Annotated in this window: 16 protein-coding genes and 1 pseudogene; 9 read left to right on the forward strand and 8 right to left on the reverse strand. The window is 72.7% G+C overall.

Annotation, left to right across the window (positions count from 1 at the left end; all coding sequences use genetic code 11):
- Positions 1-18: 18 nt before the first annotated feature.
- On the reverse strand, positions 19-2076 hold the full coding sequence (locus tag HB370_RS27400) for a M4 family metallopeptidase (protein WP_030791658.1): 2058 nt from the start codon (positions 2074-2076) through the stop codon (positions 19-21).
- A 387-nt stretch (positions 2077-2463) separates the two neighbouring features.
- On the opposite strand from HB370_RS27400, the gene HB370_RS27405 reads away from it, so the two are divergent.
- From HB370_RS27405 to HB370_RS27445, 9 genes are all read left to right on the forward strand, one after another.
- The gene (locus tag HB370_RS27405; protein WP_244405651.1) at positions 2464-4536 is read left to right on the forward strand and encodes an ABC transporter ATP-binding protein; all 2073 of its coding nucleotides are present in this window, start codon (positions 2464-2466) and stop codon (positions 4534-4536) included.
- Complete coding sequence (locus HB370_RS27410) at positions 4533-6416, forward strand: ABC transporter ATP-binding protein (RefSeq protein ID WP_030791663.1); 1884 nt, start codon at positions 4533-4535, stop codon at positions 6414-6416. The genes HB370_RS27405 and HB370_RS27410 overlap by 4 nt, the downstream gene beginning before the upstream one ends.
- A 350-nt stretch (positions 6417-6766) precedes the next feature.
- Positions 6767-6952, forward strand: a complete 186-nt coding sequence (locus HB370_RS27415; protein WP_030791666.1) for a hypothetical protein — start codon at positions 6767-6769, stop codon at positions 6950-6952.
- 99 nt (positions 6953-7051) lie between these two features.
- Positions 7052-7780, forward strand: coding sequence for a hypothetical protein (locus HB370_RS27420; RefSeq protein WP_157855646.1), 729 nt, complete (start codon positions 7052-7054; stop codon positions 7778-7780).
- Positions 7781-7791: 11 nt separating this feature from the next.
- On the forward strand, positions 7792-8691 hold the full coding sequence (locus tag HB370_RS27425) for a DUF692 family multinuclear iron-containing protein (RefSeq protein ID WP_030791673.1): 900 nt from the start codon (positions 7792-7794) through the stop codon (positions 8689-8691).
- A complete protein-coding gene (locus HB370_RS27430) occupies positions 8688-11885 on the forward strand; it encodes a carbamoyltransferase C-terminal domain-containing protein (protein ID WP_030791676.1) in 3198 nt (1065 codons plus the stop codon). Before HB370_RS27425 ends, HB370_RS27430 begins: the two co-directional genes overlap by 4 nt.
- Positions 11878-13134 carry a YcaO-like family protein gene (locus HB370_RS27435; RefSeq protein ID WP_051816122.1) on the forward strand — a complete coding sequence of 419 codons (1257 nt, stop codon included), beginning with the start codon at positions 11878-11880 and terminating at the stop codon, positions 13132-13134. The genes HB370_RS27430 and HB370_RS27435 overlap by 8 nt, the downstream gene beginning before the upstream one ends.
- On the forward strand, positions 13106-13888 hold the full coding sequence (locus tag HB370_RS27440; RefSeq protein WP_051816123.1) for a TfuA-like protein: 783 nt from the start codon (positions 13106-13108) through the stop codon (positions 13886-13888). The genes HB370_RS27435 and HB370_RS27440 overlap by 29 nt, the downstream gene beginning before the upstream one ends.
- A 57-nt stretch (positions 13889-13945) precedes the next feature.
- Positions 13946-15238 (forward strand): MFS transporter, encoded by a 1293-nt coding sequence (locus HB370_RS27445; protein WP_030791684.1) that lies wholly within the window; start codon positions 13946-13948, stop codon positions 15236-15238.
- Here the strand turns inward: HB370_RS27445 and HB370_RS27450 are convergent.
- The 7 genes and pseudogenes from HB370_RS27450 to HB370_RS27480 all read right to left on the reverse strand — a co-directional run bounded on the left by HB370_RS27450 (position 15171) and on the right by HB370_RS27480 (position 21936).
- Positions 15171-15728 carry a GNAT family protein gene (locus HB370_RS27450; RefSeq protein ID WP_078637767.1) on the reverse strand — a complete coding sequence of 186 codons (558 nt, stop codon included), beginning with the start codon at positions 15726-15728 and terminating at the stop codon, positions 15171-15173. The genes HB370_RS27445 and HB370_RS27450 overlap by 68 nt on opposite strands.
- Before the next feature lie 4 nt (positions 15729-15732).
- The gene (locus HB370_RS27455; protein WP_157855647.1) at positions 15733-17109 is read right to left on the reverse strand and encodes a cupin domain-containing protein; all 1377 of its coding nucleotides are present in this window, start codon (positions 17107-17109) and stop codon (positions 15733-15735) included.
- Positions 17110-17196: 87 nt separating this feature from the next.
- Positions 17197-18609, reverse strand: a complete 1413-nt coding sequence (locus tag HB370_RS27460; RefSeq protein WP_030791688.1) for a sulfatase-like hydrolase/transferase — start codon at positions 18607-18609, stop codon at positions 17197-17199.
- A gap of 238 nt (positions 18610-18847) precedes the next feature.
- Positions 18848-20086 (reverse strand): glycosyltransferase family 39 protein, encoded by a 1239-nt coding sequence (locus tag HB370_RS27465; protein WP_030791690.1) that lies wholly within the window; start codon positions 20084-20086, stop codon positions 18848-18850.
- A gap of 23 nt (positions 20087-20109) precedes the next feature.
- Positions 20110-20853, reverse strand: a pseudogene (locus HB370_RS27470) (dolichyl-phosphate beta-glucosyltransferase); the annotation flags it as partial.
- A 132-nt stretch (positions 20854-20985) separates the two neighbouring features.
- Positions 20986-21420, reverse strand: a complete 435-nt coding sequence (locus HB370_RS27475; RefSeq protein ID WP_051816124.1) for a hypothetical protein — start codon at positions 21418-21420, stop codon at positions 20986-20988.
- 9 nt (positions 21421-21429) lie between these two features.
- Positions 21430-21936 carry a SigE family RNA polymerase sigma factor gene (locus HB370_RS27480; protein ID WP_030791699.1) on the reverse strand — a complete coding sequence of 169 codons (507 nt, stop codon included), beginning with the start codon at positions 21934-21936 and terminating at the stop codon, positions 21430-21432.
- Between the last annotated feature and the right edge of the window lie 147 nt (positions 21937-22083).

The raw sequence follows: 22083 nt of genomic DNA on the forward strand, positions 1-22083 counted from the left end.
GGCCTTGAGCCCTACGGTTTACGGGAAGGTCAGCTTCCAGCCGTTGATCGTTCCCGTGTCGTAGGTGGCTTGATCCTGTACCCGCAGCTTCCAGGTGCCGTTGGCCGATTCCGCCGCCGCGTTGACCGTGTAGGTCTCGTTGACGCCGTCCCCCGAGTCCGAGGAACTGTAGTTCTTCAGCCGGTAGGCGGTGCCCGACGGGCCGACGAGGTCGATCACCAGGTCACCCCGCCAGGTGTGCGAGATGTCCACGCTCACCTGGAGGTTGCCCGGCGCGTTCCCGGTCCGGCCGGAGACGGTGATGTCCGACGTGACGGCCGGCCCGTTGTCCGGGATGGCCACCGGCGTGCTGCTCTCGTACGAGGTGCCGCCCCCGCCGCCGCCGTCACCGGAGCGGGCCCCGACCCCGACGCCCGCCCAGGCGTCCTGCACCGCCTTGTACTCGGCGCTGGTGGTTCCGTACAGCTCGCCGGCCGCCGCGAGGGTGCCGGTGCGGGCGCCCGCGTAGTTGGTGGTGGACGTCCACTTGGTGGTCAGCGCCCGGTACCAGATCTGCAGCGCCTTGTCCCGGCCGATGCCGGTGACCGGAAGGCCGTCCGCCGTGGGCGAGTTGTAGCTGACGCCGTTGACGACCTTGGCGCCGCTGCCCTCGCTCAGCAGGTAGAAGAAGTGGTTCGCCGGGCCGGACGAGTAGTGCACGTCCACGCCGCCGATGCCCGAGTACCAGTTGTCCTTGGACGCGCCGTCCTTGCTCGGCTTGTCCATGTAGCGCAGCGGGGTGCCGTTGCCGTTGATGTCGATCTTCTCGCCGACCAGGTAGTCCCCGACGTCGGTCGCGTTGTTCGCGTAGAACTCCACGCCCGCGGCCATGATGTCGCTGGTGGCCTCGTTCAGACCGCCGGACTCACCGCTGTAGTTGAGGTTCGCGGTGGCCGAGGTGACGCCGTGGCTCATCTCGTGGCCGGCGACGTCGATCGAGGTCAGCGGCTTGGCGTTGCCGGAGCCGTCGCCGTAGGTCATGCAGAAGCAGCTGTCGGTCCAGAACGCGTTGACGTACGCGTTGCCGTAGTGGACGCGGGAGTAGGCCCCGACGCCGTTGTTCTTGATGCCCGTACGGCCGAAGGCGGTCTTGTAGAAGTCCCAGGTGAGCGCGGCGCCGTAGTGGGCGTCCGCGCCCGCGGTGGCCGCGTTGGAACTGGTGCCGTTGCCCCAGGTGTCCGAGGACTGCGAGAACAGCGTGCCGGTGCCGGAGGTGCCCCGGTTGAGGTTGTACGTCTTGTGGCCGCCGCGCGCCCCGTCGGTGAGGGTGTACGTGGAGCCCGACTGGGTCGTGGTCAGCGTGACCTGCCCGCTGTACTGGGTGTTGCCCACGCCGTTCTTGACGCCCTGGTACTCGTAGAGCTTCTCGCCGGTGGCCGCGTCGGTGATGACGTGCAGTTCGTTCGGGGTGCCGTCCTCCTGGAGCCCGCCGACCACCGTCTCGTACGCCAGCACCGGCTTGCCGGTCGCGGCCCAGATCACCCGGCGGACGCTGTCCGCGGCCGACTCGGTCCCGCCGAGCGCCTTCGCCCGCCCCACGGCCTGCCGCTCGGCGGCCGCCTTCGACACCGCGGGGGTGAGGCCGGCGACCTTCAGCGTGGCGTTGGTGGCCCGCACGACCTCCATGGTCTTGCCGGCGGAGTCCGTCGCCACGACCAGGTCGCCGCCGAGCACCGGCAGGCCCGCGTAGGTGCGCTCGTAGCGGGTGTGCAGGGTGCCGTCGGCGTCCTTGACCACGTCCTTGACGACCAGCTTCTCCTGGTCGCCCAGGCCGAGCCGGCGGGCGGTGGCGGCCCGGTCCGCGTCGGCGTCGCGGATCAGTTCGGCGCGCTGCGAGGGGGTCAGCTTGACCGCCGTGTGCGCCGGGTTCGGCTGGCCCGGCCGCGGCGCCTGCGGTGCCGCGGTGGCGGCGCCGGCCTGGACGGCGGCGGCGATGAGGGCGGCGACGCCGGCGAGGGCGACGGTTGCGGTGCGGCCGTGCGCCGAGCGGCGCCGTGCTGTGTGGGAGGTGCGTCCGCGAGAGGAACTGCTTCTCAACACTGACTCCTTCTGCGAGACCGCGGGTCGCGCGGCCGGGGGAGACCGGACGGTGGGTTGGGGCGTCCGGGCAGAACAGGGCGTTACGCGGAACCAGGTGCGGGTGCTCGGCCGGCCCACGCGCGTACGGGAGGGCTGTGGGGTCGCTGTGAGTCGGCCTGGGAAGAGTGGCAGGAGATCTCACCGCCTGTCAGGAGCGCATCACAAACTTGGCCGGAAATGGTTCGTTGACCGGTTGTTCATGTTCGGTATGCGAACTGTTGGGGTGCGGTGTTCCGGGGGCGACGCCCTTCTCCGCCCCCGGCCCCAGGGCCGATGTCGCGGTGCGGTACGGCCAAAACTCGATGGGCCTCGGCGGTGGCGGTCCGTACGCTCGCGATGATGCCCATGACACGTACCACCGCCGACCGTTCCGCCGTACGCACCCTGCTGCGCCTGTGGCCGTACGTCCGCCCCGTGCGGGCCCGGCTGTTCACCGCGGCGGCCGTCGCGGTCGTCGCCTCCTGCATCGGGCTGGTGATCCCGCTCGTACTGAAGTGGCTGGTGGACGGGCCGGTCGCCGGCCACGACCCGGCCGGCGTCTGGCTCGGCGCGCTCTGCCTGCTGCTGCTCGGCATCGCCGAGGCGGTCCTGTTCGGCATCCGCCGCTGGCTGGTGGCCCGGCCGCTGTCCCACGTCGAGGCGGAGATGCGGGCGGGCCTGTACCGCCGGCTGCAACGCCTGCCGGTGGCCTTCCACGACCGCTGGGCGTCCGGCCAGCTGCTCTCGCGCGGCACCACCGACCTGATGCTGCTGCGCATGTTCCTCGCCTTTCCGCTGACCTTCCTGCTGGTCAACGGCGTGACGATCCTGGTTGGCGTGATCATCATGCTGGTGCAGGACTGGAGACTGGGCCTGGTCATCCTCGGCCCGGCCGTCCCCGTGATGTGGACCTGCGCGGTCTTCGAACGGCGGTACGCCCAGGTGGCCCGGCGCGCCCAGGACCAGGTCGGGGACCTGACCACGGTGGTCGAGGAGAGCGTGCTCGGCATCCGCGTCGTCAAGGGCTTCGGCCGGCACCGCAGCCAGGCGCGCGCCTTCCGGGAACTCGCCGGCCGGCTGCGGGGCACGGAACTGCGCAAGGCGCGGCTGCTCGCCACCATCTGGGGCGTCATCGTGGCGCTGCCCGAGCTGGCCATCGGGGCGGCCCTGGTCCTCGGCACGGTCCGCGTCGCCGACGGCGAACTGTCCGCGGGCACACTGGTCGCCTTCCTCAGCACGGCGCTCGCGCTGCGCTGGCCCGTCGACTCCATCGGCTTCCTGCTGGCCATGACCCAGGAGGCGGCGACGGCCACGGAACGCTACTTCGAGGTGATGGACGAGGCACCGGAGGACGCGGGGGAGGAGAGCGGCGAGGGCACGGCACCGGGGGCGGGGGTCGTAGGGGCGAGCGGGGCCCATCCCGAGTCCGGAGGCCGTCCCACGCCTGTGCCCGGTTCCGGCCCTGCGGCTGGAGGCCGTCCCGCGCCCGGGTCCCGCCCGGCGGCTGGAGCTCGTCCCGCGCCCGCGCCCGGTTCTCGTCCGGTGGCTGGAGCCCGACCCGCGCCGGTCCTCGGCTCCGGGCCGGTGGCCGGAGCCCGTCCCGTGCCCGTCCCCGAATCCGGGCCGGTGGCCGGAGCCCGTCCCGTGCCCGTCCCCGGATCCCTCCCGGCGCCCCGGGCCGAGGTGTGTGCCGGGGACGGGATCCGGTTCGAGGGGGTGCGGTTCCGGTATCCCGACGCGGCCCCCGGCTCCCCGCCCCTCCTCGACGGCGTCGACCTGCACATACGGGCCGGGGAGTCCATGGCCCTGGTCGGCGCCACCGGCAGCGGGAAGACCACGCTCACCGCCCTCGTCCCACGCCTGTACGAGGTCACCTCCGGCCGGATCACGCTGAACGGCGTGGACATCACCGGGATCCCCCGCGAGGAGCTGCGCTCCAGGGTCGCCGTGGCCTTCGAGGAACCCACCCTGTTCTCGGCGACCGTCGGCGAGAACGTGCTGATGGGCGCCCCGGACGGGGCCGGGAAACCCGAACTGGACCGGGCCCTCGCCATCGCCCGCGCCGACTTCGCGCACGCCCTGCCGCAGGGCACCGACACCCGCGTGGGCGAGCAGGGACTCAGCCTGTCCGGTGGCCAGCGCCAGCGTCTCGCGCTGGCCCGCGCGGTGGTCGGCCGGCCTGAGTTCCTGGTGCTGGACGACCCGCTGTCCGCCCTGGACGTGCACACCGAGGCCGCCGTGGAGGCCGCGCTGCGCCAGGTCCTCGCCGACACCACCGCGCTGATCGTCGCCCACCGCCCGTCCACGGTGCTGCTCGCCGACCGCGTCGCCCTGCTCTCGGGCGGCCGGATCGCGGCCGTCGGCACCCACCGGCAACTGCTGCGCGACAACGCCGAGTATGCCCATCTGATGTCCGGGGAACGGGAGGAGTCCCGATGACCACCACGTCCGCCTCCACCCCCGCCGTCGCCGACGACGACCCCGGCCGCTCCCGGGACCCGGACGGAAGCGGCGGGGCGGGCGGCAAGGACGACGCCTTCGACCGGGACGTCCTGCCCACCCCGCCCGGCGCCACCACCGCGCTGCTGCGCTCGCTGCTCGCGCCCATGAAGGCCCGGGTCGCGGTCACCGCGCTCCTGCTGCTGCTCCAGCAGGCCGCGGTGCAGGCCGGCCCGCTGCTGGTGGCGTACGCCATCGACACCGCCGTACCGGCGTTCCGGCACGACAGCGACGGCCCGCTGGTCGCGGTCGCCGCCGGCTGTCTGCTGTGCGCCCTCGCCTCGGGGGCTTTGCAGTTCGCGTTCATCGAGGTCTCCGCGCGGGTCAGCCAGGACGTGCTGCTGGACCTCAGGGGCCGGATCTTCCGGCACGCGCAGGCGCTCGGCATCGACTTCCACGAGCGGTACACCTCGGGCCGGCTGATCTCCCGGGCCACCACGGACGTCGAGTCGCTGCGCGAACTCCTCGACGAGGGGCTCCAGGAACTGGTGACCATCATCCTGTCCTTCATCTCCGTCGCGGCCCTGCTGCTCTGGCTGGACCTCGGCCTCGGCGCGGTCGCGGTGGCGTCCTTCGGGCCGCTGTACCTGCTCGTCCGGCTCTACCGGCGGCGCGCCGGGCGGGTGTACGGCGCCAAGTCCACGGCGATGGCGGCGGTGATCGTGAAGTTCACGGAGACGATGAACGGCATCCGCCCGGTGCGCGCCTTCCGCCGGGAGGACGCGAACGACGCCGAGTTCGCGATCCTGAACGCCCGGCACGAGCGCACGAACGGGGACGCGCTGCTGGAGATGGCCCGCTATGTGGTCGGCTCCCGGCTGGTGGCCAACACGGCGGTCGCGGCGATCGTGCTGTGGGGCGCCCACCGGGTGGCCTCCGGCTCGCTGGAGCTGGGTGTGCTGGCGGCGGCGGTGCTGTATCTGCGCCGCCTGTACGACCCGATCGACCGGCTCGGCATGTTCCTGAACTCCTACCAGTCGGCCGCCGCCTCCCTGGAGAAGATCGCCGGGCTGCTGGCCCAGGAACCGACCGTGCCGGAACCTGACGAGCCACGCCAACTCCCATCTATTAAGAGCGACTTCCCGGGACGTGAGGTGGTGTTCGACGGGGCCCGGTTCGGCTACCGCGCCGGCGGCGAGGTGCTGCCCCGCTTCGACCTCACCCTGCCCGCCGGACAGACGGTCGCCGTCGTCGGCTCCACCGGCGCGGGCAAGTCCACGCTGGCCAAGCTGCTCGCCCGGTTCTACGACCCCTCCGACGGGCGGGTGCTGCTGGACGGGGTGGACCTGCGCGAGCTGTCCACGGCCGAACTGCGGCGCGGGGTGGTCATGGTGACCCAGGAGGCGTTCCTGTTCTCCGGCACGGTCGCGGACAACATCGCCCTCGGCCGGCCCGACGCCGGCCGGGAGGAGATCGAGCGCGCGGCGAAGGCCATCGGCGCGCACGAGTTCATCAGCGCGCTGCCCGACGGCTACGACACCGACGTCCGCAAGCGCGGCGGCCGCATCTCCGCCGGACAGCGCCAACTGGTCGCGTTCGCCCGGGCGTTGCTCGCCGATCCGGCAGTGCTGATCCTGGACGAGGCGACCAGTTCGCTGGACGTGCCGGGGGAGCGGGCGGTGCAGCGGGCGATGGCGACGGTGCTGCGGGGCCGCACCGCCGTGGTCATCGCCCACCGGCTGTCCACCGTGGAGATCGCGGACCGGGTCCTGGTGATGGAGGGCGGCCGGATCGTCGAGGACGGCACCCCGGACGAACTCGTCGCGGGCACGGGCCGGTTCGCGGACCTCCACCGGGCGTGGCGGGACAGCCTGGCCTGACCGGCAGGCACCGGGAGGCGGGCCTTTCGTGAGCGACGGCCCGCTTCGAATGTCCGCTCACGGTGCGACAAAGCGCGGAGGCATTGAGTGCCCCGATTCGCTACACGCTTCCCCATTCACTACAGGAATGGCAAACCGGGCACAGGGGTCATTAGTTCGCCGAGCCGATTTCGCAAGGTGATGTACGTCACATGCTTTCTGGGTGCATCGATCTTGAAGATCGACTTCGTTTCATGGTCGCCTAATGCTGGCTGACGGAGTGCCGATACCCGGTCACTTGCAGTTAGCCGTCCCAGAGCTGGTCGACCGGCGGAAATGCCGTCGGTCATTTCTGCGAAAGGGAGAGGTTCATGTCCGACAACACCGCTGCGGTTCTGTCCGCCATCGACAGCGACAAGGCCCTGCGCTCGGCTGTCATCCGGCACCTCGCCACGACCCACGCCAACGAGTTCGTCAGCCCGCTGCGCGCCGAGTTCCGCGGGAACGACGACATCGCCCTGGCGTCGGTCAACTCCAACAAGGAGTGGCAGGAGTAACACCAGGTCCGGCCGGGTCCCGACCGGGGTCCGGCCGGTTGCTCCGTAGGACACCCTCGACCGAACGGCGGTAACTCCTTGCGCACCCTTTCCCCCGGCGTGACGCAGAGACTCCTGTTGCGCGACGACAGAGAAGCCCGCACAGAGTTGCTGCTCCGCCTGCTGTACTCGAAAAGCTCCGCGGACTTGGTCGCCGACGCCCTGAAGGACCCTTCCGGGAAAGTGTGCGAAACGACGCTGTCCGTTCTCGCGACCGTGGATTTCCACGCCCTCTCGGTGGAGCGAGCGGCCCGTCTGCGTAATTTGAACCGCCATCTGCAACGCACCTGCCCTCCTCTGTGGGAGTGCCTCGACAAGGAGACCATCACTCCGCTCGTCGATGCCTACGCGGATTCCGATGCGTTCTGGCAGAGCGCCGGCCGCACCCTTTTCGAGAACTTCTGTCTGTTCGCCCACGAGGCGGTGGCGGAACGGTCCCGGCTGCTCGCCGACGTCTTCCATCTGTTCGGCCTCGTGAGCCGCTTCTCCGCCCCCGAACTGATCGCGCCCCCCGAGGACGTCTGCGCCTGCACCACCGGCATCCCCGGCGAGGGCATGGACCTGACGAAGGCCGCCTTCTCGCCCTGGGACGACGGCGGCCTGGTCCCCCCGGACGTCCCGGGCGCCCTCCAGGCCGAGTCGTTCCCCTCGGCATGGCGTCTGGTGGACGACCGCGGAAGGCTGCCGCGATCCCTGGAACCCGACGCCCTCGGCGAACCCGGCGCGTATCAGATCGTGGTCGCCGCCTTCCCCGGCCGCAAGGTTTCCGCCGCGGCCCTTCCGCTCTGAAGCAGGTGCGCATGACGAACGAGAAGACGAACTCCGTGGGCAGGCTCGGCTTCGGACTCGACTGGCAGTACCGGGACAGCTACCCGCAGAAGATGCCCGACCTGTGCGCCAGGTACGCCGGCCGGCTCAGCCATCTGTCCTGTGTCTCCCTGCCCAGCGCCGCCGACGCGCGGACCTTCATGGACGAGTGCGCCGGGGACCTGCCCGTGGTGCACCACCTGCCGGGAGTGGCCCCCGCCGCGCCCGGCGGCCCGAACCTGGAGCTGTTCACCCGCCTCGAAGCGGTGAGCGACGTCCTGGGCGCCGTCTGGACGTGCGAGGACATCGGCCTGTGGTCGATCGGCCCGTACCCGCTGCCGTACTTCACCCCTCCGCTCTTCGAGCGCGAGGTCGCCGACCACGTCGTCGACGGCATACGCCGCATGCGCGAGGTGAGCCGCTACCCGTTCGTGCCGGAGATCCCCTCCTGCACCCTCGCGGCCGGCCGCATGAGCCTCGGCGAGTTCTTCCACCGCGTCACCGACGGCGCCGACTGCGACCTGCTGCTGGACGTCGCCCACGTCTTCTCGTACGCCGTCGCCGTACGGCGGTCCTACGAGGACGTCCTGCGGTCGCTGCCCCTGGAGAGGGTGGTGGAGATCCATGTGGCGGGCGGCTACATCGACCCGACCTTCGACAACCGGTATCTGGACACCCACAGCCACGCCGTGACGCCCGCCGTCATCGACCTGCTCCAGGAAGCGGTCGCGAACGCGCCCCGGCTGCGCGCCGTCACCTACGAGATCGGGGTGGGCCTGGGCGCCGAGGAACTGGACAGCGACTTCGAGCGCATCGAGGGCCTGCTGGCCGAGGCCGACTGGACGCCGACCATCGCCCGCCCCTCCGGCCTGGCCACGGCAGGTACCGCATGACGGACGCGAACCGGCCCGCGACGCCGCCGTGGAACGCGCTGACCCCGGAAGCGGACCGCACCGCCGGACTCGGGGCGGGCGTACGGATACTGGTCGTGTCCGACGGCACCCCCGCGCCCGGTGACGCCCCGGCCGACCCGCACACCGAACGGGTCGCCGAGCTGTGCCGGCAGCTGGCCGGCCGGGCGGAGCTGGGCTACGCCACGGCCGCGCACCTGAAGTCCCGTACCCTCGCCGCCGATCTGCGCGCCATGGTCACGGCGGACGGCGGCTGGGACATCGTGGCCATGCCGTGGTCGTCACCGGAGTCCGACGCCGAACGGCTCGGGGTCCGGCGCGCCTTCGAGGAGGTGGCCCGGGACCCGGCCATGCCGCTGTTCATCGCGGCCGCCGGGCACGACGGGCCGGGACGGCTCAGATTCCCGGCCTCCTGCCCCTCGGTGCTGGCCGTCGGCGTCGGCTCCGGCGACGGCGGACCGGCGGCGTACTGCGGCACCGACGGCGTGGGCCGCAAGCCGCAGCTGCTGGTCCCCGACACCCTGTACGCCACCCGCTCCTCGGCCGGGCCCGACCCGATGCGCGGCACCTCGGCCGCCGTCGGCGTCGTCGCCGGTCTCGCCGCCGGGCTGGCCGGCCTGCTGGGCCGTGACGGGCGCGCTGTCCCCTCGGCGGCGCTGCGCGCCGCGCTGCTGGCCTCCGCCGGACCGGGCGGAACGGTGGCGGACGCGCCGCTGACGCGGCAGCTGACCGCCGGCGGGCCCGGACCGTCCTGCCTTCCCCTGTCCCGGGCGGTCACGCGGCTGCGGGCCCACACCGATGGCACCGCCGTGCGGATCGCGGTCGTCACCGCCGGGGCGGAGGAGACCGTCAGCGGGGACGGCGCGCCGCTGTGGCTGCCGCGTGCCGCCGAAGTGTCGGTGTCCGTGGCGGGCGCCGGCACCAGCCGGCGGGCCACCGGCACCGGATGGCTGGTGCTCGACGTCCCGCCCGGAGCGGAGGGCGAGATGGTGATCACCGTCGAATGCCCCGAAGCGGCCACCGCCTTCGTGTCCGTCGGCGGCGCCGACACCGTCGAGGAGATCGAGGAGTGTGCCGGCGCGGTCGAGGAGACCGAGGGGCGTGCCGACGCCGTCGAGGAGACCGAGGAGCGTGCCGACGAGCCCGCCGGCACCGCCCCGGCGGCCCGGCGCGCCGGGCGGACCCGCACGGGCCGTCCCGTCATCCTCGGCCTGTCGGCCAGCCACGACGCCTCCGCCTGCCTCCTGCGCGACGGCACCCCCCAGGTCGCCGTGCAACAGGAGCGGGTCACCCGCCGCAAACACGACGGCGCCGGCCACCTCGCCTCCCGGGCGGCGGCCGACTACTGCCTCACCTCGGCCGGCCTGCGCGCCGACGACGTGGACGTGTTCGCCTTCAACGCGCAGCCGCTGCTGCCGGGCTACGTGGGACTCTCGGTGCCGTCCGCCGCGCGGACGTTCGACCTCTTCGACCCGTTCGACGAGCGCGCCGTCTACGTCTCGCACCACCTCGCCCACGCCTTCTCCGCGTTCTGGGGCTCGCCGTTCGAGGAGGCGGTGGTCGCCGTCTGCGACGGCTCCGGCGGCTCCGTGCTCGGCGCCGACGACCTCCTGGTCGACGGCCCCGGACTGCGGGCGTACCTGGACCGGAAGACCGAGGACCGGCTGCCCCGCGTCCACGTCTTCTCCGTCTACCACTTCGACCGCGACGGCTACCGGCTGCTGTTCCGCGAGTACGCCGACTCCTTCAACGTCCGCGTCGGCTCCTCCTCGATCGGCGAGACCTACGCGGCCGTCAGCCAGTACGTCTTCGGCGACTGGCAGGAGGGCAGCGGCAAGCTGATGGGCCTCGCGCCCTGGGGCAAACCCGGCAACGCGGGGCCGAGCTTCCTGGAGCCGGGTCCCGACGGCCTGCCCCGCTTCCGCGACGACTGGAAGGACGCCTACCGCGCCCCCGGCTCCGGCCGCCCGCTGGACCACGCCGACCTCGCGGCCCGGATCCAGGCCGACCTCGAGGAGGCACTGGTGGCCCGCATGCGGTACGCCATGTCGCTGGTGCCCGGCTGCGGCAACCTCGCCTACGCGGGAGGCATCGCGCTCAACTCCGTGGCCAACGACCGCATCGCCCGCGAGAGCGGTGCCGACCACCTCTTCGTGTTCCCGGCGGCGAGCGACGCCGGGGTATCGCTGGGCGCCGCGGCCGCCGCGCACTTCCGGCTCACCGGCTCCACCCGGCGTGAACGAGGCGAGTTCAACGACTACCTGGGCCATCCCTACACCCAGGACGACCACGACGCGGCCATCCGGCTGGTCGGTGACCGGGTGGTCGTGGAACCGCTGTCGGCGCAGGCCGTCGCGGACCGGATCGCCGCGGGCGAGGTCATCGGCTGGTTCCAGGGCGGCTCGGAGTTCGGGCCCCGCGCGCTGGGGCACCGGTCGGTCCTCGCCGACGCCAGGAGCCGGGACACCTGGGACTTCATCAACGCCCACATCAAGTTCCGGGAGGACTTCCGCCCGCTGGCGCCCATCGTGCCCGAGGAGGTCGCCGCCGAGTACTTCGACCTCGACGAGCCGTCGCCGCACATGCTGCGGGTGGTCCCGGTCCGGGAGAAGTACCGGGAGTCGCTCGCGGCCGTCACCCACGTCGACGGCACGGCCCGTGTGCAGACGGTCTCGCGGGCGGCCAACCCGCGCATCCACGAGCTGCTGCACCTCGTCGGCGAACGCACCGGCTTCCCCGTCCTCGTGAACACCTCGCTGAACCGCCGCGGCGAGCCCATGATCGAGACACCCGGCCAGGCCCTCGACATGCTGCTGGGCACCCGGCTGAGCGCCATGGTGCTCGGCGACCGGCTGGTCCGCCGCGCCCCCGAGCACGAGGCGCCGCTCTCCCTGCGCTCCCGGATCGTCCTCGCCCCCGGCGTACGGCTGTGGTGGGAGCAGGACGCCGAGGGCAGCCGGCTGCGGATCACCGGCGGCGCCGAACCGGGCGGCCTCGAACTGCCGATGTGGGCCTTCACCGCCTTGTCCCAGGCCGGGCCCGGCCGGCCCCTCGGCGCCTACCTGCCGCACTGCCTCGGCGGCACGCAGACCAGCACCGACACGGCGCTGGCGTTCCTGACCGCGCTCCGCGCCCGCTGCCTGCTGGTGGTCACCCGGGAGACACCGCATGACTGACCTGGACAACGGCCCCGCCGCGCACGCCCTGGCGTGGCTGGAGACCCTGACCGACGACCCCGCCATGCTGCCGTGCGGCACCTCCCACCGGTCGGTGCCGGCCGCCGAGGCCATCGCCCGCGTCTGGCCGCTGCGCCACCGGCTCGGCATCAGCCGGGTCGCGGACCTCACCCCGCTCGACGTCGTCGGCATCCCCGTCTTCAGCGTCACCCGGCCGAACGCCCGCACCGGCCAGATCACCCTCTGCCAGGGCAAGGGCAACGCGCCCGACGAGGCCCTCGCCTCGGCACTGTTCGAGGCGCTGGAACGGCACTGCGGCTCCCTCGCCCGGCCCGTCCTGACGGCCGCCCCCGCCGAGCTGCGGGCCAGGGGCCGGTCCCACCTGGGCGCCGACGACCTGGGCCTCGCCGAGCTGCCCGACGACCAGCCGCTGGAGTGGATCCAGGGCCGGGACAGCGGGGACGGCAGTGCCGTGCTGGTGCCCGCCGCCGAGGTGATCTTCCCGTACACCGCACCGCCCGGCTGCCTGCGGCCGGTGCGCCCGAGCACCACGGGCCTGGCGTCCGGCGCCACCCTGAGCGAGGCGGTGCTGCACGCCCTCTACGAAGTCGTGGAGCGGGACGCCACCTCCCGCTACCTCCACGGCGGGCCGGGCCGGCTGGTCCCCCTCGACACGATCACCGGTCCCGCCGAGTCGGAGCTGCTGCTCAAGTACGCCAAGGCCGAGATCGACACCGTCGTGGTCGACCTGACCCACACCACCGTGCTGCCCACCTTCGCGGTGTTCCTCTCCGACCCGGGCGCCCACCAGGCCCACCTGGCGGTCTCCGGATTCGGTGCCCACCCCAACGCGGGCGTCGCCCTGCGCCGGGCCCTGACCGAGGCCGCCCAGGCCCGTGCCACCGCGATCCAGGGCAGCCGGGAGGACCTCGACCGGGTCGCCGACGTCTACCGCGCGGACCCCGCCGCCCAGCGGTCGGCGTTCCTGCACCGCGCCCTACGGGCCAGGGCGGAGGGCGTCACGGACTTCCGTACGCTGCCCGACCCGCCGCCGCGGTCGACGCGCGCCGCGCTGCGGCACGTGGCCGCCGCGCTGGAGGCCGGCGGCTACGACCGGGTCGTGCACACCGACTTGACCATCGCGGAACTCGGCCTGCCCGTCGCCCATGTGGTGGTGCCCGGCATGGTCGACTCCGTCGTAGAACCCCTCAGGAGCCATCGTGTGGCCCATCAGCCCGTCCAGGCCTAGGCCCGTCGTCTTCGGCGCGGCGTCGGTACGTTCGCTGGACCCCGCCCTGCTGGCAGCGGTGGACCTGCGGCCCCCCGTCCGCCGCGGCGACCTGCTGCCGCTGCTCGACGAGAAGCCCGGCACCGTCGTCCTCGTCGACGGCCTGTTCGGCGGGACGATGGCCGTGACGCCGACCGAGTGCCGGCAGCTGATGGACGCCGGCTGGACCCTGGTGGGCTGTTCCAGCATGGGAGCCCTGCGGGCGGCGGACCTGTGGCCGCTCGGCGCGATAGGCATCGGAGACATCTTCACCCTGTACCGGCTGGGCACCCTGACGTCCGACGCCGATGTCGCCGTCGCCCTCGATCCCGACGACGGCCACCGCGAACTGACCGTGTCCACGGTCCACGTGCGGGCCGTGCTGGCGGCGGCCGTCGAGGCGGGCCTGCTCGCCCCCGCCCGGCGGACCGAGCTGGCCCGTGCCGCCGAGGACATCCACTGGACCGAGCGGTCCTGGGCAGCGTGCCGGGCGGCGTGGAGCGACCTGGGGATCACGCCCACGGTGCTCTCCGCCATCCTCCGGCTCGGCCGGGAACCCCGGCTGCATCCCAAGGTGCGCGACGCCGACGCTGCCCTGCGCGCGGTGCTGGCGCGTGACTGGCTCGGCGACGAGGCCGTGGAGGGCCGCCGCTGCCCGGCCTGTCAGGAACCTCTCGCCGCGGGCGTGCTGTTCTGCCCCACCTGTGTCTCCGAGGCACACGAAACCTGCCTGTGAGGGCCGGCCCGCCCCGCGGCGGGCCGGCCCCGGGGGCCACGAAGGGAACCACCAGGGATGCTGACGACCATGGCCCGCCGGCTCGGGATCCGCACCACCGGGCCGGCCGAGCGGAGGCTGCTGACCACCGTCGCGATCGACGCGACCGGCGGGGGCCTGTTCCTGGCCGGTGCGACGCTGTTCTACTCGCGGGTGGCCGGGCTGTCCGCCGGGCAGATCGGCATCGGGCTCTCCGTGCTGGGGATCGTCGCGCTGGCCGCGACCCTTCCCAACGGCCTCCTGGTCGACCGGATCGGCCCGCGGCACGCCCTGATCGTGCTGCATGTGTGGCGCGGGGTGTGGTGCTGTGCGCTGGCCTTCGTGCACTCCTTCTGGCAGTTCCTCGCCGTGCTGGTGCTGCTGGGGCTCGCGGAGCACGCCGGCATGCCGGCCCTCCAGGCGTACGTGGGGTCCGCGTTCGGCGACACCGAGCGCGTCGGCGTCATGGCCCGGGTGCAGGTGCTGAAGAACACCGGGTTCCTGGTGGGCGCCCTGCTGGCGGCGGTGGCCGTGGGCAGCGGGACGGACGCGGGCTACCGGATGCTGCTGCTGGGCGACGGGCTGTCGTTCTTCGTCGCCGCCGTGCTGATGACGACCGTGCGCAATGTGGGCGGCAGGCGGCGAAGGGGCGAGCGGCACTCGCCCCTCGCACCCCTGAAGAACCTCAAGTTCCTCGTGCTGACCTGCTGCAACGGTGTGCTCCAGCTGAACCTCTCGGTGCTGGTGATCGGCATGCCGCTGTGGGTGACCCGGGCCACCGAGGCACCCGAGGCCGTGGCTCCGCTGCTGATCGCGGTCAACACCGTGATCGCGATCTCGCTTCAGGTCCCGCTGAGCCGGGGGGCCGAGACGGTGCCGGGCGCCGGGCGTCACATGCGCCGGGCGGGGCTGTCGTTCGCCCTGATGTGCGGGACGCTGATCGTGGCGTCCTGGACACCGTCCGCCCTCGCCGCCACGCTCATGGTGGCCTCCGTCGTCCTGCACACGCTGGGCGAGATCTGGCACTCCTCGGGCGGCTGGGGGCTTCAGTTCGCCCTGTCGCCCGAGGCCGAGCGCGGCAACTATGCCGCCGCGTACAGCCTCGGTCCGACCGCGGAAGGCATGGTCGGGCCGTCCCTGATCGCCGGCGGGGTGGTGGCCGCGGGCTCGGCCGGCTGGACGGCCCTGGCGCTGCTCTTCCTGGCCGCCGGGCTGGGCGCGCACGCCGTGGCCCGGCGGGCCGTCCCGGTCCCCTCGGCGCCCGTCAGCCCGTCGGCGGACCGTCGTGCAGAATCCTCTGGAAAAGACGGTGATCTCGCCATTCCCCATTGATGTGCAGATAACGGGGGGCCATGCCGATCGGCTCGAAACCGTTCTTGCTCAGCACGCGCTGGGACGGCGCGTTGTCGAGGAGCGTGGTGGCCTCGATGCGGTGCAGGCCGATGGCGCGGGCCGCGCGGCAGACGCTCGCCACTCCCGCACTGGCCAGCCCCCGGTTCTGCTGGTCGGCGGCCACCCAATAACCCAGATAGGCGCTGCAGAAGGGCCCGAACGCCATTCCCGAGAGGGTGATCGTGCCGATGATGGCGCCGTGGCTTTCGAAAACCCAGGGCACCGCACGCTCTTCCGTGAACTGCCTCAATTGCTCACGGATGCGTTCGGCCTGACCCTCGACCGTGAAGAAGCTGTCGGGGCGGCGGGGTTCCCACGGAGCCAGATGGTCCCGGTTCACGGAATACGCGGAATGCAGTGCCTCCGCGTCGTCGAGGGAAACGAGCCGCAACCGGGTCCCACCGGGCAGCACTTCGTCAGGAATGATCATCCGATCACTCTAGCGTGTACAACAGATGGGCATCGACGAGGGCTTGGCAGAGTTCCAGCCGCTCCCGCTCGTCCAACTCGGTGGAAAGTTCCTCGGGTGTGAACTCCGTACGCCCCGCGATAAACCGCATGGCTTTCTCGTAGCTTTCGGGCATGCCGACACAGCGGCGGCCGAGGACCGCGTACAGGCGCTGGGTCGCGGGCTGCGAGAAGAGCGCGCACGGCACCGTCTTCCGCCGCCGCAGCGGTGTCGTGTCCATCACGCCGAGAATGCCGAGAGCGGAGTCCGTCTCGAAGGCGCCGGGAATCCTGTCCGTGAGCTGGGTCAGGAAGGTGCGCAGATGGGCGGAGCGCACCCGCTCGGGCTCCTGCTCCGCGAGTGCCGCCCGGACCTCTGCCAGGAACCGCCCGGCCGCCTCGTCGAGGACACCGCCGTCGTGCGGCCAGCCGGCGGGCAGCTCGGCGTCCAGCAGGTCCGCGGGGAGGCTGTCCTCGACGAGCTGGGTCAGCGTGGTGTGCAGGACCTCGCGCCACGAATTGGACTCGACGCTGATGGTGACATGTCCCGACCGGGCGCTCAGGGTGTGTGCCCGGTGCGGCGTGCCCTTCGGGAGGTACAGCACGTCACCGGGGCGCAGCAGCAGTTCCTCGGTCTCGTCGGGGGCGGTGTCCGCGATGCCGTGCCGTCGCTCCCAGGGCGTCGCACCGACGTGCCACTGCTTCTCGCCGAACGCCTGGAGCACGAAGACGTCATGCGGATCGGAGTGCAGTCCGAACCCCTGGGACGACACCGGCGTGAGGTAGATGTTCGCCCGGCACCGGCGCCCCAGGGCGAGTTCGAGGGAACGGCAGAACTCGGTCAGCGGCGGGTGGTACCAGTGTGCCGACTGGAGAATCAGGGTCGCGCCCGCGCGTACGGCGGCGGTGACCTCCGCCGCGCTCGCGACGCCCCGCGTCAGCATCTCGAAGAGATGCTCGTTCTCCGTCATCTCGTGGTCGACGGGGCGCGGATAAATCTCCCGCATCGACCGGAGATACGCCTTGCGCGGCAGAATTTCCCCCTGCCGCACAAGGCGGATCATGTCGGCCCGCAGCAGCGGCTGGCTGGTGAGCATCCGGTCGATGTCACGCACGCTGATGAGATCGTCGGCCGGTATTCCGCCGGTCGTGAGACGGACGCGTTTTCCCCAGACATCGGCGATGAAGGCTTTCTCGTCACCGGTGCAGCGGCGGAGTCCTTCCGTGTCGACCGGCAGCATGCGCGCGATCTCGTCAACCGACCCCGCGTCCCCGGAAATCGGGACCAAAGGCTCCTTTTTCCGGCGCAGTGCCGCGGTGTTGATGATCTCGATCCCAGGCATGTTTCGATCGCTGTTGATCACGCGGTAACCGTACCTCGGTGCCGTACGGCTTTCCAGCCCCGGTCCCGGGATTCCCCTTTGCTTTCCGCGGGTCGGAAAGGGCGGCCGTCAGGAGCCGGCGGGATACGGCAGCAGCCCCCGTGCTATCTCCTCCCACGCCTTCTTCAGCTCCGCCAGCAGGTCCGGGCGGTCCGTGGCCAGGTCGGCCTGTTCGCGCAGGTCGGCGGCCAGGTGGTAGAGGTGGTCGGTGCCGGTGGCGTCCTGGTAGTACTTCCAGCCGCCCCGGCGCAGCGCCCGGTTGCCCCGCACCCGCCAGAACAGGTCGCGTTCGGGCAGGGGTTCGCCGCGCAGCAGATAGCCCGCGAGGCTGGTGCCGTCCAGGGGGTGGGCGGGGTCGGGGCGGGCGCCGCCGAGTTCCAGCAGGGTCGCGGTCCAGTCGGGGGAGAAGTTCGGCTCGTGGCTGACCTGGTGGCCGTCGATCCGGGCCGGCCAGCGCAGGATGGCCGGCACCCGGATGCCGCCCTCCTGGAGGCCGGCCTTCTGACCGCTCAGCGGCCACTGGTACGACCAGCGTTCACCGCCGTTGTCGCTGGCGAACAGCACCAGCGTGTTCTCCTCCTGCCCGGAGCGGCGCAGCGCGGCCAGCACCTCGCCGACGGCCGCGTCCAGGCTCTGCACCATCTCGGTGTACTTGGCGACCGAGCCACCGTCGCGGTGGTTGAGGGCCGCCGTGGCCTGGGCCGGTGTCCGCGCGGCCCGGACCCGCGCGGCGATCTCCGCGCCGGTCTCCGCGTCGCCCTCGGCCAGCCACGGCCAGTGCGGAGTGGTGAAGTTGAGGTTGAGCAGCCAGGGCCGGCGGTGCCTGCGGCCGACGTACTCGACGGCCCGCTCGGTCAGCACGGTGGTGTAGTAGCGCAGGTCGCGGTACTCGGCGTCGCCCTCGTACAGGTCGTAGTCACCGAGCTGGCCCAGCTTGGAGAAGTACTCGAGGACCCCGCCGAAGTTGCCGAAGAACTCGTCCCAGCCGGACTTGGTGGGGCTGTAGTCGGGCAGCCAGCCGCAGTGCCACTTGCCGATGAGGGCCGTGTCGTAGCCGGCCTTCTTCAGCAGGGAGGCGAGCGTAGGGTGGTTGGGGTCCAGGCCCTGGGACCGGTCGGCCACCGGTTCGGCGAGGCCGCCCTTGGTGCGGCCCGGGTAGCGGCCGGTGTAGAGGCTGAAGCGGGTCGGCGAGCAGGTCGCCGACCCGGAGTAGGCGTCGGTGAAGCGCACGCCCTGGCGGGCCAGCCGGTCCAGGTTCGGGGTCTTGATGTGCGGTGCGCCGTAGGAGGAGAGGTCGGCCCAGCCCAGGTCGTCACCGAGGATGACCAGGAAGTTGGGGCGGGGCCCGGGAGCGGCGGCGGTGCGGGAGCGGAAGGGGCGTTCGGCGGGGGCGGCCTCGGCGGGCGACGCGGCACCGGTGACGGTGGAGACCGCGCCGCCGCCGAGCAGACCGCCGAAGGCACGGCGGGACATGTCGGACATGCGGGATCCTCGAAACGGCCGTGCCCCGGCACGGGGCACGGCAAGGTGAAGGAGGGAAGAAGAAGGGGAACGAGGGTGCGGGTCAGCGACACAGGGCGCTGGACTGCCGGCACAGATCCACATGCCGCCGTGCCACGAGCGCGATGCGCGCGTAGGTGTGTTCCGTGGCAGGCCTCATGATCACAGGACGGTGCCAGGAAGGCGCACGCGCCGTCAAGACACCGTCCGGCAGGCGGGATCACGGTACCCCCAGCTCGAACAGGGCGTAGCCGGCGTACGAGCCGGAGGCCAGCGCCGCGATGCCCAGCAGCGTGCACAGCACCGGCAGGCTGAGCCGGCGCAGCGCGACCGCGAGCGGCACGAACAGCGGGAAGCAGGGCAGCAGATAGCGGGAGATGTTGGCGACGATCTGCTGGCTGCCGAGGACCAGGACCAGCGTGATCACGGTGTAGAGGACCAGCACCGCCGGCGGGCGCAGCCGCAGCAGCAGCGGCAGCAGCGCGCAGACCAGCAGGATGACGCCGACCGAGATGACGTCCGTGAACGGGTACGCGAAGAGGTAGTCGAACTTGCCGACGGGCACCGACGTCAGCACGTCCAGGGTCTGCTTGCCGTAGTCGAAGCTGTGCGCCCAGGCGCCCGACTGGAGCTTGAAGTAACCGCCCAGGTCGCCCATGCGGTTGCCGACCCACAGCAGATAGCCGAGGAGCCCGAGCGGGGCCAGGGCCATGGCCAGCACCGGGCGCAGCACTCCGTCCTCCCGGCGGCGCAGGGACAGCAGCGCGGACACGCACAGCGCGGCGATGAGCGCGCCGGCGGTGGGCCGGTTCAGCCCGGCCGCGAAGGTGAGCACCCCGGCGGTGAGCCAGCGCCGGGCGAGCACGGCATGGCAGGCCCAGGCCGCCAGGGCCACGTACAGGGAGTCGGAGTAGACCGCCCACTCCACGCCCGAGCCCGGCCACACCGCCCACAGCCCGGCCGCCGCGAGCCCGGCCCGCCGCCCGCCGAACCGCTCGGCGACGGCGTAGATGCCGAGGGCGGCGGCGAAGGAGGCGACGATGGAGACCAGCAGCCCGGCGCCGTAGGAGCCGAGGCCGGTGACCGCCGAGGTCGCCCGCATCAGCGCCGGGTAGAGCGGGAAGAACGCCGCCGAGTTGCCCTCCAGCGTGATCAGGCCGGTGGCGCCCGGGACCGGGACCAGCTTCGGGTCGTAGCCGTGCAGCGCGATCTGCTGGTACCACCAGCCGTCCCAGGTGGCCAGCACGTCCCAGGCGTGCGCGCCGCCGCCGAACCGGGGGTGCTTGGTGCGGTAGTCCCCGGTGGAGGACAGCAGGTACATGAAGGAGCAGAAGCCGGCCAGCTTCAGGGTGCCGAACAGGGCGAGGACCGGGCCGTGGCGGCGGGCGGCGGCCCGCAGCCGGGAGTCCGGCGCGGCCTCGGTGTCCGGCGTCCCTATGCCGGGCAGGGTCGCGGTCACCGGACCACCGGCCCCGGGCGGCGGGCCAGGGTGCGCCGCATCCGGACGATCCCGCGCAGGTCCGCCAGCGCGGTGGCGACCAGGTCCACGCTGCTGTCCGGGTCGTCGACCCAGTCCACCGGCACCTCGTGGATCCTGAGGCCCGCCCGCTCGGCGAGCACCAGCAGCTCGGTGTCGAAGAACCACTCCCCGTCCCGCACCAGCGGCAGCAGCCGCTCGGCCGTCTCGCGCCGGACCGCCTTGAAACCGCACTGGGCGTCGGAGAAGCCCACGGCGAGCGTGCAGCGCAGCAGGACGTTGTAGCAGCGGGAGATGACCTCGCGCTTGGCCCCGCGCACCACCCGCGACCCCGGTGCCAGCCGGGTGCCGATCGCCAGGTCGGAGTGGCCCGAGATCAGCGGCGCGACCAGCGGCAGCAGCGCGGCCAGCCCGGTGGACAGGTCCACGTCGAGGTACGCCAGCACGGGCGCCCGGGACCCGGACCAGGCGGCCCGCAGGGCGCGGCCCCGGCCCTTCTCCGGCAGCCGCAGCGAGGTCACCTCCTCCAGTTCGGCGGCCAGCCGGGCGGCGATCTCCGGGGTGCCGTCGGTACTGGCGTTGTCGGCGATGGTGATGCGGAACGGATAGGGGAAGGTGTCCCGCAGATGTGTGTGCAGCCGCCGGACGTTGGGCTCCAGGTCCTTCTCCTCGTTGTACACCGGCACGGCCACGTCCAGGACCGGCTCGGCGGCCTCGTGGGCCGCCGGCAGCGGGGCGGGCCGGGGTATCCGGCGGAAGGCCGGCGTACCGGCGGGCTGCCGGCTCGGCCGGCTCGGTCGGATGTGCGTCACATGAACCCCGTTTGTCTCTGGGCGGTCGGGTGTGCCGGGGGCACACCGGGGCGGGCGGAAGGTCGAGTGCTAGCCGGTGGCCGTCGCCGACGGCGTTCCGGCGGGCTCGGTCACGGGCGTGGTGGCCGGTGGCGTGGTGCCGACGGTGGCCGTCGGCGTCGTGGACGGCGAGGACGGTGCGTACGGCGTGTGGTCCGGCGACCGGGACGGCGGCTCGGACACCGAGACACCGGGTGCCGGTGTCGAGGTCGGTGCCGGCGCCGGACTGGTCGCGGGCCGGGGCGGTGCGGCCGGGCGGTCGTCGGTGGGGCCGTGCGGCCACAGCATCAGCGCCAGGCCGAGCCCGGCCCCGGCCAGCACACACCCGGCGGCCCGGCGCGCCGCGCGCGCCCGGCGCCGGGCGCGCACCCCGGCGCGCAACGCCTCCCGGTGCCGGGGCTCGAAGGGCGCCGGTGCCGGGTCCTGCCGCAGCAGCCCGGCCAGCCGCCGCTCGAAGTGGTCCATGTTTCTTCCTCACCCCACCGGCTCGATGACGTCGGCCAGCAGCCGGCGCAGCCGGGCCACCCCGCGCGCGGCGTGGGACCGGGCCGTGCCCACCGGGCAGCCCAGCGCCTCGGCGACCTGCCGGTCGGGCAGGTCCTGGTAGTAGCGCAGCACCACGGCGGCCCGCTGGCGCGGGGTCAGCTCGGCGAGCGCCGCCTCCAGCCGGGACCGTTCGGCGACGGTCGCCGACAGGTCCCCGGCCGCCGCAGTCTCCGGCAGCTCCTCCACGGGCCGCTCGCCCCACCAGCGACGGCGGGCCGAGCGGGCCGCGGCCCGCGCGAGCACCTTGCGCACATACGCCTCCGGTGCCTCGTCGGCGACCTTCGGCCAGACGAACCACAGCTTGACCAAGGACTCCTGCAACAGGTCCTCGGCCCGGTGCCGGTCGCCCCCGGTGAGCAGACGGGCCAGATGGAACAACACCGACCAGCGGGCCGCCACGAACGCGTCGTACTCACCGGCCCTGGCCTGCTCCATCCCCACGGTCCCCGTTCTCGCCGGCTGTCTACACCAGGAGAAAGGCCCTGGACCCCCGCCCGCGCTGCACTCGACGGGCGTGATCCGCGTCACGCACAGCCGGCACACAGGCCCCGCGCAGTGTCACACAGGCCCCTGACCGGCTCG

This window comes from Streptomyces sp. DSM 40868 (assembly GCF_011820545.1).
GTDB lineage: Bacteria > Actinomycetota > Actinomycetes > Streptomycetales > Streptomycetaceae > Streptomyces > Streptomyces eurythermus.